The sequence below is a fragment of the Ktedonosporobacter rubrisoli genome (assembly GCF_004208415.1).
Classification (GTDB): domain Bacteria; phylum Chloroflexota; class Ktedonobacteria; order Ktedonobacterales; family Ktedonobacteraceae; genus Ktedonosporobacter; species Ktedonosporobacter rubrisoli.
In genome coordinates this window covers 7,142,640-7,155,058 of sequence record NZ_CP035758.1, presented here as the reverse complement: position 1 = coordinate 7,155,058, position 12,419 = coordinate 7,142,640, and the positions used below count along the sequence as shown (strand labels likewise).

Annotated in this window: 10 protein-coding genes; all 10 read left to right on the top strand. The window is 55.1% G+C overall.

The annotated features are described in order from the left end of the window. The first annotated feature begins 23 nt into the window (after positions 1-23). The 10 genes from nuoE (at position 24) to EPA93_RS31035 (ending at position 12,310) form a co-directional block, all read left to right on the top strand. Complete coding sequence (gene nuoE / locus EPA93_RS31080; protein WP_129891249.1) at positions 24-536, top strand: NADH-quinone oxidoreductase subunit NuoE; 513 nt, start codon at positions 24-26, stop codon at positions 534-536. 22 nt (positions 537-558) lie between these two features. Next, positions 559-1,866: an NADH-quinone oxidoreductase subunit NuoF gene (nuoF, locus tag EPA93_RS31075; protein ID WP_129891248.1), complete on the top strand. Its 1,308-nt coding sequence runs from the start codon at positions 559-561 to the stop codon at positions 1,864-1,866. 106 nt (positions 1,867-1,972) lie between these two features. After that, positions 1,973-4,162, top strand: coding sequence for an NADH-quinone oxidoreductase subunit NuoG (gene nuoG / locus EPA93_RS31070; protein ID WP_129891247.1), 2,190 nt, complete (start codon positions 1,973-1,975; stop codon positions 4,160-4,162). Continuing rightward, positions 4,155-5,411, top strand: a complete 1,257-nt coding sequence (gene nuoH, locus EPA93_RS31065; protein ID WP_129891246.1) for an NADH-quinone oxidoreductase subunit NuoH — start codon at positions 4,155-4,157, stop codon at positions 5,409-5,411. The genes nuoG and nuoH overlap by 8 nt, the downstream gene beginning before the upstream one ends. Positions 5,412-5,429: 18 nt before the next feature. Further along, positions 5,430-6,062: an NADH-quinone oxidoreductase subunit NuoI gene (gene nuoI / locus EPA93_RS31060; protein ID WP_129891245.1), complete on the top strand. Its 633-nt coding sequence runs from the start codon at positions 5,430-5,432 to the stop codon at positions 6,060-6,062. A 35-nt stretch (positions 6,063-6,097) separates the two neighbouring features. Further along, entirely contained in the window at positions 6,098-6,628 is a 531-nt protein-coding gene (locus tag EPA93_RS31055; RefSeq protein ID WP_129891244.1) for an NADH-quinone oxidoreductase subunit J family protein, read from the top strand. Between the two features lie 97 nt (positions 6,629-6,725). Continuing rightward, entirely contained in the window at positions 6,726-7,046 is a 321-nt protein-coding gene (gene nuoK / locus EPA93_RS31050) for an NADH-quinone oxidoreductase subunit NuoK (protein ID WP_242527177.1), read from the top strand. 3 nt (positions 7,047-7,049) lie between these two features. Next, entirely contained in the window at positions 7,050-9,026 is a 1,977-nt protein-coding gene (gene nuoL, locus EPA93_RS31045) for an NADH-quinone oxidoreductase subunit L (RefSeq protein ID WP_129891243.1), read from the top strand. Positions 9,027-9,031: 5 nt separating this feature from the next. After that, on the top strand, positions 9,032-10,561 hold the full coding sequence (locus tag EPA93_RS31040; protein WP_129891242.1) for a complex I subunit 4 family protein: 1,530 nt from the start codon (positions 9,032-9,034) through the stop codon (positions 10,559-10,561). A gap of 42 nt (positions 10,562-10,603) precedes the next feature. After that, positions 10,604-12,310 carry an NADH-quinone oxidoreductase subunit N gene (locus EPA93_RS31035; protein ID WP_129891241.1) on the top strand — a complete coding sequence of 569 codons (1,707 nt, stop codon included), beginning with the start codon at positions 10,604-10,606 and terminating at the stop codon, positions 12,308-12,310. Positions 12,311-12,419: the final 109 nt, after the last annotated feature.

Here is a 12,419-nt window from a genome sequence, read left to right as displayed (position 1 = left end):
AGATTAGGCACAGAGGTTGATCCATGATTTCAGAACAGGCTAAAGAGCGAATGCGCAACATGGTTGCTCGCTATCCGGTGGCTCGCTCGGCGCTTCTGCCCGCGCTGCATATCGCGCAGGAAGAGGAGGGCTATATCACGGCGGAGGGGCTGAAAACTGTGGCCGAGGTTATCGGCTTGACCGAGGATGACGTGAAGAGCGTGGCAACTTTCTATACGATGTATCACCAGCAGCCAGCTGGACAAAAGGTTATTAAGGTCTGCAATAGCGTTTCGTGCTACCTGCGCAACTGCGATGGGATAATCGAGCATCTGGAGCAGCGCCTTGGCATTAAGCGTGGCGAGACGACGCCCGATGGCCGCTATACGCTGCAGACGGCCGAATGCCTCGCTTCATGTGGAACTGCGCCAGTGCTGCAGGTCAATGGCGAGTTCGCCGAGAACCTCACCCCGGAAAAGGTTGACGCGCTTTTGGATGAGTTTGATAAGGAATTACGCGCGAAGGACACTCAACCGAGAACCGAAGTGCGGTTGTAGTGGATAGAGGAAATAACACGATATGCCAGAACTGATCGTCACGAAAGATATAGATGTTCCCGGTATAGATCGGCTTGAGGTCTATCGCCAGCATGGCGGCTATGAAGCTCTTGCCAAGGCTTTGCGGGAATATAAGCCCGAAGAACTCGTTGATATGATGAAAAAGTCAGGGCTGCGTGGTCGCGGTGGCGCGGGTTTCCCTACCGGTATGAAGTGGAGCTTCCTGGCCAAAAATGAACCTCGCTATCTCTGCTGCAACTGCGATGAGAGCGAGCCGGGCACGTTTAAAGATCGTATGCTGATGGAGAAGATCCCTCACCGCCTTGTGGAAGGGGTGTTACTTACCAGTTATGCGTGCGGTATTTCGACCGCGTTTATTTATATACGTGGCGAACTGGCGCTTGCAGCTCGCCAGGTCGAAAAGGCTGTGCAGGAGGCGTACGCGGCTGGCTTGATTGGCAAGAATATCCTTGGCAGCAACTATAGTGTGGATGTGATCGTGCATCGCGGCGCCGGTGCTTATATCTGTGGTGAAGAGAGCGCCCTGATGGAGTCCCTGGAAGGCCGGCGGGGCTACCCACGCCTGAAGCCTCCCTTCCCAGCAGCTGTGGGTCTCTATGGCGGCCCAACGGTTATTAATAACTGTGAGACGCTCTGCACTGTTCCACCTATTGTGCTCAATGGCGCTGACTGGTATGCTTCATTTGGCACTGAAAAGAGTAAAGGTACACGTATCTATTGCTTGAGCGGACAGGTGAAAAAGCCTGGCAATTACGAGCTGCCTCTTGGCGTGCCTCTGCGCACCCTGATTTATGATGAGCAGTATGGCGGCGGTATTCTTGGTGATAAAAAACTCAAAGCAATTATTCCCGGTGGCTCATCCACCTTCTTCCTTAGTGCTGATAAAATAGATATACCGCTAGATTACGAATCGGTCGCCGCTGCTGGCTCTATGCTGGGTTCCGGTGGGGTGATTGTGCTTAACGAGGATACGTGTATTGTCGCTGCTGTAGCGCGCTCAATGGAGTTCTATCGCGATGAGTCGTGCGGAAAATGTACGCCGTGTCGCGAAGGAACATTCTGGATGGCTCAGATTCTTGAACGCCTTGAACACGGCCATGGTCGCGAAAAGGATATCGATCTATTGATGGATGTCTGCAGTAATATCAGTGGCAGATCGTTCTGTCCTCTTGGCGATGCCTCGACCAGCCTGGTGACCAGTGGTATTAAGCTGTTCCGTGAGGAATTTGAGTATCATGTCAAGTATGGCCGCTGTATGGTTGGCGCGGGAAGAGAAGCTGATACGGCCGTCCATGCGGGAGCACATTAGTAACTCAGCAGGCGAGCTCTTTGAGCATTCCTTACTTTTGGGGGCCACTTAAGGTGGCGTGCCTGCTCAAACTGATTTTGCTATAGACACAAAATGGTAGAAAACTATGCCAGAAGAGAAAAAAGATGAATTAGTGCATCTCACCATTGACGGGATTCCCGTCGAGGTTCCACCCGGAACAGTGGTGTGGGCAGCAGCGCAGAAGGCCGGAATCGAGATTCCTATCTATTGTTATCATCCCAAGATGCCGCCTCTGGGTGCCTGCCGCATGTGCTTTGTCGAGATTGAGAAGATGCCTAAGCCGCCGCAGACCGCCTGTACGACTGTGGTTAGCGAGGGCATGGTTGTACATACAAAGAACGAGATGGTGCAAAAGGCGCGCCGTGGTACGCTTGAGTTCTTGCTTATCAACCATCCGCTGGACTGCCCTATTTGCGATAAGGCCGGCGAGTGCGATTTGCAGGATTTCACGCTGCGTCACGGCCCCGGCGGCACGCGCTTCGATCTCTATAAGCGGCACTTCCAGAAGCCGATCCCGGTCAGTAAAGATGTCTTTCTTGACCGCGAGCGCTGCATTCTGTGCCAGCGCTGCACGCGCTTTAGCTCTGAGATCTCGATGGATAATGGCCTGGTGATGATCTCGCGCGGCTTTAGAATGGAAGTCGGCACGGCTCCTGACCATGCCTTTGACTCTGTATTCTCAGGAAATACTGTAGAGATGTGCCCGGTGGGCGCGCTGACCGCCTCTAGCTATCGCTTTAAGGCGCGACCGTGGGAATTGAAGCGCGTGCCCAGCGTGTGCAATAACTGTAGCGTCGGCTGTAATGCGCGCGTTGATGTGCGTGTTGACAAGATCATGCGCCTGATGTCGCGTACCAATGATGAGGTCGATGATGGTTGGCTGTGCAACCGGGGACGCTGGGACTTTAATTTTGTCAACAATCCGCAGCGCTTGCGCACGCCCCTGATTAAGCGCAATGGCAGCCTGACCCCGGCTACCTGGAGCGAAGCCCTGCAATACATCGCGCAGCGCTTCAAAGATATCAGCGGCAAGCATGGCGCTCAGGCGATTGGCGGTATCGGCTCGACCCGCACCACCAACGAAGAGACCTATCTTTTCCAGAAATTCTTGCGCGAAGTTATCGGGACGCCCAACGTCGATCACCATCATGGCCGCTTTGAGGGGCCGCGCGATAAGCTGACCGGCAAGCCCTGGATGCTTACCAACAGCATTGTGGACCTGGAAAAGGCCGGGCACATCGTCCTGATTGCCTCCGATCCCTACCAGCGCCAGCCAGTGCTTAATCTGCGCATTAAGAAGGCCATGCGCGGCGGAGCAAAGATCACCATCATCAATTCAGCCCCGACCGAGCTTGATCGCTTTGAGACCAACGATCAGTATAAAGTACGCACGATAGCTATTCCCGAGCATGGTGCGGGCGCGGCTGCGCATCTGCTGCTTAAGCTGGCTCTGAGCCATAAAGACGTGGATAGCAGCAAATATGAGGGCCGCATCTCGACCACTAGCGCGGGCAAGGCCGTAAGCCAGGCAGTAACCGCTCTGGGCGAGAGCACCACAACCTCGCTTCAGCAACTCGTTGATGAGCTGGTAAGCGCCGGCTCTGCGGCTAAAGGCGCGGTTATCCTCTATGATGAGATGGCCACACTTGATCCCGGTTGCGAGGATCTGGCCGCCGATCTGCAGGCGCTGGCCGTTGTCACAAATAATATCGATCGCCCGGGCGCCGGCGTGGGTCCGCTCTTTGAGGATGCCAACTCGCTTGGCGCGCGCGATATGGGCCTCTTGCCCGATGCTCTACCTGGCTATCAGCCGGCCGCGCAGACCGGCTTGAGCTATAGCGAGATGCTAAGCAGCCCGCAGCTCAAGGCGCTCTACGTCATGGGAGCCAATCCTGTGCGCCATCTGGCCAAACCCGAACTGCCCTCAACCCTGGAATTCGTAGTTGTGCAGGATATCTTGCTGACAGAGACGGCTCAACAGGCCGATGTGGTCTTACCTGCCGTGACCTTTGCCGAAAAAGATGGCAGCATGACCAACGTAGACCACCATGTACAGGCCATCAGGCGCGCTCTGCGCCCCTTGCCGGGAGCCAAATCTGATTGGGAGATCCTGATCGAGCTGGCTCATGAACTGGGTAAGGATTGGAGCTATGACAGCCCCCAGGAAATCCTTGATGAAATTGCCGCTAGCAATTCTTTCTATGCTGGCCTGACCTGGGAAGATCTGGGCATGCAAGGAGTCCGCACCCAGGAGCAGGAGGTGGCTCATGCTTGATTTTCTCAATAATATCTACGTGGCTTCGGTTATCAAAAGCGCTATTCTTATTGTGATCCTGCTCACAGGCTTTGCCTATATGACGCTGATCGAACGGCGGGTCGTGGCAAAGTTGCAGGGACGCCTGGGCCCAAACCGCGCGGGCCCGTTTGGCCTGATGCAACCTCTTGCCGACGCGATTAAGATGGCCTTTAAAGAGCAGATCGTGCCAAGCCAGGCGCGTAAGGTCGTCTACCTGATCGCGCCGATTATCTCGGTGATCGTAGCGCTCTCGGCCTTTGCTGTTGTGCCGATCGGCAATAGCTGGGCGCCGGGCAAGCCAAGCGTATGGGACCCGCTGATAGCTGATGTTAATATTGGTATTCTCTGGATTCTTTCGATTTCATCGCTGGCAGTCTATGGCATCGTGCTAGGTGGCTGGGCTTCTGGCAATCGCTATTCGCTGCTTGGCGCGCTGCGTAGCGCTGCTCAGATGGTCTCATACGAAACCAGCCTGGGTCTGGCCCTGAGCGGTGTCTTGATGTGGGCCGGAACCCTGAGCATGGTAGGTATCGTTCATCAGCAGTTGGCCCAGGGCATCTGGTTTGTGTTCGCGCAGCCATTGGGCTTTGTCATCTATATTATCGCTGGTGTCGCCGAGGTCAACCGCGCGCCTTTCGATCTGCCGGAAGCCGAGCAGGAGCTGACCGCCGGTTATCTCACCGAGTATAGTGGCCTGCGCTGGAGCCTCTACCAGATGGCCGAGTATATTAACATGATGACCGTGAGCGCCATCGCTGCCACGATGTTCTTTGGCGGTTGGAGCCTGTTCGGGCTTGATAGCATTCCGGTGATCTCGGTGCTATTCTTCCTGGTCAAAGTGGCCTTCTTCCTGTTCCTCTTCATCTGGTTGCGTGCGACCTTGCCGCGTATTCGCTACGACCGCTTGATGCGCCTGGGCTGGCAACTCTTGCTGCCCCTGGCCGTCCTCAACGCCCTGATCACTGCCGTTGTCGTGGCCCTGGATCTGCCCTGGTGGGTAAACGGCATCGCCGGCCTGGCCATCATTGTCATCATGCTGGTTGTCATCCGCAGCCGTGGTGTGGCTGAGGGAGTTCGCTTCGAAGAGAATCCGCAGAAGAAGGGCGAGTTTGTGCTGCCTTCATCGGTGCGCCTGGCCAAATTCGAGCCAAGCGCTGCGCCGGCTGCCACTGAGGAGAACGGGCAACAACAGCAGTCTCAGCAAGACTCAAAGGCCGTACAGGTATAGTTCTTAGAGGAGTACATAATGTCTTTTGATATCATAAAAGGTATGGCAACCACCTTAAAGCAGATGGGTAGGAAGCCAACCACAGTCTCCTATCCAGAGCAAGAGCGCGAGTTACCTGCACGTTTCCGGGGACGACATGTCTTGCACCGCTACGAGAATGGGTTGGAGCGCTGTGTTGGCTGCTATCTGTGTGCGGGGGCCTGTCCTGCCGACGCCATCTATATTGAGGCTGACGAGAATACAGAAGAGCAGCGTGTCTCGGCAGGCGAGCGCTATGCCAAGGTCTTCGATGTCAATATGCTGCGCTGTATCTTCTGCGGCTATTGTCAGGCGGCTTGCCCGACAGGTGCCATCACATTGGAAAAAGAGTATAAACTAGCATCGTACTATCCAGAAGATATGGTTTATCATAAAGAGCAGTTGCTCGAAGCGCAGGGACAGGCCACGGTTGGCTCGGCGAAGGTATGGGCAGATCAGCCGCCTGCCGAGGCTGCGCAGCCCGTGCCGCAGGTGAGCAAGCAATTTGATGGCTCGCAGGCCAATGCCGCTGCGGTTGGCCTTGGTAATCTAGAGACCGAGCGTCAGGTGCTCATAGCAAATGAGGAGCAAGATCAGGATAGAAGAAAATTATCCCGTGCGGATGAGCAGTAAGGTTTTTTCCGCATGGAGAGATAAAAAAGGTAACGATGATGACTGTTGTACAAGTTTCATTTTTCGTGCTGGCAATCGCCAGCACGGCTTCTGCTATAGGAGTGATCGCGTTCAAGAACGCTGTCTATAGCGCCTTGAGCCTGATCCTCACGCTCCTGTTCCTGGCGATGTTCTACCTCCAACTGGGGGCAATGTTTATAGCTATCGTGCAGATCCTGATTTATGCTGGCGCAATCATGGTGCTTTTCCTATTCGTCGTAACAATGCTTGCACCTGAGCAGGGGGATGTAGAACGAAGCGACCGCATGCCCTGGCAGCGTATCGTCGGGAGCATACTTGGTGTGGTGCTCGTAGGAGCCTTGAGCTACCTGATCTTCAGTGGCACAACTGCGACCGGCATAAAGGCCAATGGCGGCAGCCTGGCGGCAGCGGTGCAGCAGCATGGTGGCTCCGTTGAGGCTTTTGGACAGGCGCTCTTTCATGGCTTCCTGTTTCCCTTCGAAGTTACCAGTTTGCTTATTGTGATCGCCATTCTCGGCGCGCTGATTTTCGGGCGCCGGGCGTAATGTGTTTGCGATACATTTAGGAGCGTTTCAATGCTCCTCTTTCTGCCGCCACGGGTGGCACAAACACGTTGCACACGCTGTTAGTTAGGAGGGAACAATGCCATCACCAGCGGAGTTAATGCCATTGCCCGCGTATCTCGTGATGAGCGCTATACTGTTTACGGTAGGCGTCGTGGGCGTATTGGTCAGGCGCAATCCACTGATTATATTCATGTCAATTGAATTGATGCTCAATGCCGTCAATTTATCGTTTGTGGCTTTCTCGACGTTTCTGGACTCAGCGGATGGACAGATGTTTGTTTTTATCGTCCTGACGGTGGCTGCGGCCGAAGTCGTTGTGGGCTTAGCTATTATCGTCTCCATCTTCCGCTCGCGCCGCAATATCGATGTTGACGAGATGAATATATTGCGAGGCTAAAACATGATAAATCTGAGTTTGTGGGTGCTGCTACTGCCCTTGCTTGGGTTCATCATTCTGGGCTTGCTGGGTAGGATCATGCCACGAGGAGGAATACTGACGGTAGCCTGGGGGGCTTGTGGCCTCGCTTTCCTGCTGTCGGTTACGAATTTCTTCTCGATGCTTGGTACGAGCCCTGCGGCGCGGGTGAATGACCTGGCGATCTATAACTGGGTGGTCTCAGGCTCCTTACAAGTGCAATTTGGCCTGCTTCTGGACCCGCTCTCAGCGACGATGTTGCTGGTGGTGACGGGCGTGGGTCTGCTGATCCACATCTATTCGGCAGGATATATGGAGGATGATCCGGGGTTCTGGCGCTTCTTCGCATATCTTAACTTCTTTATTTTTGCGATGGTGCTGCTGGTCACGGCTGACAATTTCCTGTTTCTGCTGGTTGGTTGGGCCATGGTGGGCCTGGCATCTTTCTTGCTTATCGGTTTCTGGTATGAGCGGCGGGCGCCGGTGGCGGCTGCGCGCAAGGCTTTTGTGATCAATGTTATTGGTGACTTTGGCTTGATGCTGGCGATCTTTCTGATCTTCCAGAATTATGGCTCGCTAGCCTATCAGGATGTCTTTAGCAAGGCGAGTGTGGCGGCGAGCGGGACGCTGATTGCGATCTGCCTGCTGCTCTTCGTGGCCTGCGCGGCCAAGTCGGCGCAGTTGCCGCTCTATATGTGGCTGCCCGATGCGATGGAGGGTCCAACTCCGGTCAGTGCGCTGATCCACGCGGCGACGATGGTCACCGCCGGCGTTTACCTGGTGGCGCGCGCCCATCCGCTGTTTGATCTTTCGCCTGTGTCCTTAAATGTGGTGGCCTGGATCGGCGGTATCACGGCACTCTTTGCGGCGACGATTGCCCTCGCCCAGCTCGATATCAAGCGCGTGCTGGCCTATTCGACGATTAGCCAGCTTGGCTATATGTTTATGAGCGAGGGCGTGCACAACTATACCGGCGGTATCTTCCATCTAACTACGCATGCCTATTTCAAGGCTCTGCTCTTCCTGGGTGCCGGTGCGGTTATCCATGCCCTGGCCGGTGAGCAGGATATGCGTCGTATGGGGGGCTTGCGCAGCCGCTTACCAATCACTTTCTGGACGTTCCTTGTGGCGGCCCTGGCGATCAGCGGTATTCCGCCTTTTGCCGGTTTCTGGAGTAAAGACGATATTCTGGGCTCACTGCTGGCGCAGGCTTCTTCAACCGGCGATGTTAGCTATTATGTGCTCTGGGCGATTGGCCTGTTAACTGCTGGCCTGACTGCCTTTTATATGTTCCGCCTCTTCTTTGGCATCTTCAACGGGACTTATCGCGGCGAGGCGGCTGTGGCACATGAGGACGACGGGCTAGAAGTAGAGGAAGAGGAGGCCAGTGGACATCATGGCGGTAAGGTTGGCTACTATGATATTCAAGAAGTGCCTGCTGTGATGTCGACGCCTCTGATTATTCTGGGTATTCTCTCGGTTATCGGCGGCTTCGTGGGTTCTTTTGCCCTGATTGGCCTGCCGCACTGGCAGCCCCTGGCGAACTTCCTGGCCCCGGCAGTGGGCGAGGTACACGAGGCCTCGCTGGCCCTGGAATGGACCTCGACGGGGATTAGCATCGTGCTGGCTGTGCTGGGTATTCTGTTCGCCTGGATGCGCTATGGCAAGGGCTTTGCCTATAAAGAAAGTAAGAATCCTTTCTATCAACTGGTCTTGAATAAGTACTATGTTGATGAAATATTAACTGTGGTGCTGATTAAGCCTGTGTTGGCCTTTGGGCGTGCGGCAACGCGCTTCCTGGAAGGCGATGCACTGGATGGTGGTAGCCGTGGTATAGCCTGGGTTCTGCGCGGGACAAGCACTGGACTGCGCAAGCTACAGACTGGTTATATGCGCAATTACGCTCTGGCCATCCTGTTTGGCGTTGTCTTGATAGTTGTCTATTATGCGGTGAGGGGGTAGAGGTTATGTTTCCAATTCTTTCGGTCGTTACCTTCCTCCCCTTGCTGGGAGCAATTATAGTTCTGTTCTTGCCGCGAGAGAGCTTTGGAGCGATCCGCTGGACGGCTCTCGTTCTGTCCCTGCTGGAACTGCTGCTCTCTCTGGGCCTTTTGCTGGTCTATTCGCAGTCAACTGTGAGCGCGACTTTCCTTGGTACGTTCCACTATAACGAAAATCTGGCCTGGATTCCCGGGCTGGGCATTAATTATAGCCTGGGCGTGGATGGCATTAGTGTGTTGCTGGTTGTGCTGACGACGCTGTTGACGACTGTATGCATAGCTGCTTCATTCCGCATTGAGCAGAAGGTCAAGAACTATATGGCCTTTATGCTGCTCTTTGAGTGCGGGATGATCGGGGTCTTTCTGGCAACAAACCTGTTCCTGTTCTACATCTTCTGGGAACTGATGCTGATCCCTGCCTACTTCCTGGTGGGAACCTGGGGTGGTCAGCGCCGTATCTATGCGGCCTTCAAGTTTGTGCTCTATACTTCAGTGGGTAGCCTCTTGATGCTGGCAGGAATCATTGCTCTTGGCTACTATCACCAGGTGGCAGCCGGTGGCAGCTATACGCTGGATCTCGCGGCACTGCTGAACACGAAGCTCAATAGTGGTATCCAGCTCTGGTTGTTGCTGGCCTTTGCCGCAGCCTTTGCCGTCAAGGTGCCGTTTGTGCCCTTCCATAGCTGGCTGCCCGATGCCTATAGCGAGGCTCCAGCTCCGGTAACTGCCTTGCTAGCCGGGGCGATGGCCAAGACAGGTGCATACGGCTTCCTGCGCTTCTGCCTCCCGCTCTTCCCGGATGCCATTCAGACGCTGGCCCCGCTGTTCAGAATTCTTGCAGTGATTGGTATTCTCTATTGCGCGGTTCTGGCGCTGACGCAGACTGATATTAAACGTCTGCTGGCCTATAGCAGTATCAGCCATCTTGGCGTGATCATGCTTGGTATGTTTGCCTTCAACCCTCAGGGCATTGAAGGTTCGGTCCTGCAGATGGTCAATCATGGTATTACGATTGCGGCCCTCTTCCTGATCGCCGGCTACTTTGAGGCGCGTACAGGTACGCGCAAGCTTACGGATTTTGGTGGATTGGCCACGCGTGTGCCTGTGCTGGCAACTGTGGCGCTGATAGCTGCGCTCTCTTCGTTGGGGCTACCGGGCCTGAATAGCTTTGCAGGCGAGTTTCTCGCTCTGCTGGGCACGTTCCGTTCAAGTGCCGTCTTTGGCATTCTGGGTACGATTGTCGTGGTTCCGGCGGCCTGGTATATGCTGCGTTTCTTCCAGGGGATCACCGAGGGGCCACGCCAGCAGCAGGGTGTAGTCGCTACGCTGATACGCAAGGGTACGCTAAGCGATATTCATCTTGGTGAGTTTGTTACCCTGTTGCCCTTGCTGGTATTGATCTTTTTCATTGGCCTGTTGCCTTCGACGTTGACCTTTATTCTGGAGCCATCGGTCGTCAATACGCTGCAGATTCTCGGAAATGCGTTTGTGAAGTAAAACGTGGGGTACACCCGAACAGGTGTGCCCGAGGTATTTTCGATGACTTTTACATTCACTGTTACCCCTGCAGATTGGGGAAGAATAGCGCCAGAGTTGATCCTGGTGGTGATGACGCTCATTCTTATGCTGGTGGACCTGGTGTTGCCACATGAGGGCGAGAAGAGAACGAAGCATAGCGGTCCCGCTAACTTCGCGATCTTGCCTGTAGTGGCGCTGCTGGGCCTGGCGGGAGCGTTAGCCGCTACGATTGTACTCTTTGTCAGCGGAGACCAGCACAGGGCGTTTAATGAGATGGTGGGGTCCGATTGGGGAACACTGTTTGCCTATCTCATCATTCTGAGCGCCAGCGCATTAGGCGTGCTGTTTTCTCCGCCTTACCTCAAGCGCTTGAACCTGGTACACCAGGGCGAATATTATGCCTTACTGCTCTTTGCTACTGTTGGTATGATGTTAATGGCGGCGGCAACGAGCTTTATTACGGTTTTCCTGGGCCTGGAAATGCTCTCGCTGGCTCTGTATATTCTGTGTAGCTTTGTGGCGCGCCGCAAGGCTTCGCAGGAATCGGGCATGAAGTACTTCCTGCTCAGCTCTTTTGCTTCGGCCATCCTGCTCTATGGCGTCGCCTTGACCTATGGAGCGACGGGCAGTACGTCGTTTATAGGTGTGGCAAACTTTGTTAATACGACGCTGGCCCACTCGGCGGCTGGCGCGCGGCCAATCCTGCTGATTATCGCCATGGGCTTGCTGATTGTGGGCTTTGCCTTCAAGATCTCGGCTGTGCCTTTCCAGGCCTGGACCCCCGATGTCTATCAGGGCGCGCCGGCGCCGGTGACTGCCTTTATGTCGGTGGGTACGAAGGCCGCTGCCTTGATTGCCTTTGCGCGCGTCTTTGGCTTCATCTTCGATCCGGCACGGGCCGATTGGGTCCCGGTTGTCTGGGCGATTGCCGTGCTGACGATTGTCGGCGGCAATCTTATGGCTCTGGTACAGAGCAACGTCAAACGCCTGCTGGCTTATTCCAGCGTCGCACATGCTGGCTATCTGCTGATCGGGATTGTGGTTGGGAAGACACTGGGGGCTTCGGCCATCCTCTTCTACCTGCTCTGCTATACCTTCCTGAATCTGGGAGCCTTTGGCGTCGTTTCCATGCTTGAGCATGTCGATAATTCGGGAAGCAATGCCAGCGATCTGCGCGGCCTGTGGTATCGCCGTCCGCTTTTAGCTGGCCTGCTGGCCTTCTTCCTGCTGGCCCTTGCCGGTTTTCCGCCGATGGCTGGTTTCGCGGCAAAATACTACTTGTTCTATGCGGCCCTGGTTGGCGGCCATCCTGAGCTGTTGATAATCGGCGTGCTGGCAAGTGTGCTGGGTATGTATTACTACCTGCGCATCATTGCCGGTATGTTTATGGAACAGGCGGCAGCACCGGCGGTTGCTACAGCCAGTGCGGGTGGCTCGGGTTCCGCTCCGGCGAGCTCTGCGCGTGGTTCGGCCCGCACAAAGGCATCCGCACGCACAGTGAGTGGTGGCCTGGCTACAGCTGTGGCCGTTAAGCCGGTGAGCGGGAAGCTGGCGAAGGTTAACGAGCCGGCCACTGTAGAGATCGAGGAAAGCCAGGCCACTGGCTTGAACGCCTTTGCCTGGGTTGGCCTGGCTCTAGCGGCTCTGGGTACGCTGGCCATGGGTACTGTCCTGCCCTTCTGGTTGGTCAATCTGGCCCAGATGGCGGCTCAAACCATGCTCAAGTAAATGTGGCTCTCTGTCTCGCTAGTTCGCGAGATGAGAGATCTGGACAAAAGAGAAATCAGTTTATGGCGCTACTCTACATCTAAGGATGTGGCAGCGCCATAACTATGTC